The 451-nt window shown below is 70.1% G+C and carries 1 protein-coding gene; it reads right to left on the bottom strand.

The window, feature by feature from the left end; genetic code table 11:
* Window positions 1-196: 196 nt before the first annotated feature.
* Window positions 197-451, bottom strand: a 255-nt coding sequence (locus DEIPI_RS0102020; RefSeq protein ID WP_027480682.1) for an NHL repeat-containing protein, incomplete at its 5' end; no start/stop codon positions are given.

Here is a 451-nt window from a genome sequence, read left to right as displayed (position 1 = left end):
CAGGCCGGGCCAGATGCCGGTGGCGCGGACGTCGGGGGTGGTTCGGGCGTGGGGTCGGGGGGTGTGGGTCGGTGGGTTTGCGCCCGAAGAGGGTTCGTTTCACGGGTGCTCCGGCGCACGACGCGGGGGATGTTGGCGCTGGGATCGTCGTGCTTTTGTATCCTACCTCACGTCGCGTGAACGGTAGATGAAGACCTCAGGGGGCGAGCCGCACCACCTCGGAGAGGCCCACCACGAGACCGCCGCCGGGTTGCAGGTGCACGTCCCGTCCGTCCGTCACACGCACCCAGCCACCCTTCCCGAAGGTCTTGTCGAACGCGCCGCCGGACGTGAGGCGCAGCACGACGGGCGCGTACTCGTCGGGATCGCTCTGATCGCCGGTGGAGCGCGTGCAGCCCGCGATCACCAGGTTGCCCCCGGGCTGTACGGCGAGGCTCACGCGCCGGTACTT

Origin of the sequence: Deinococcus pimensis DSM 21231, assembly GCF_000519345.1 — a bacterium.
Lineage (GTDB): Bacteria > Deinococcota > Deinococci > Deinococcales > Deinococcaceae > Deinococcus_A > Deinococcus_A pimensis.
The sequence above is the reverse complement of the archived record's forward strand: the minus strand, read 5'-3'. Positions and strand labels throughout refer to the sequence as shown.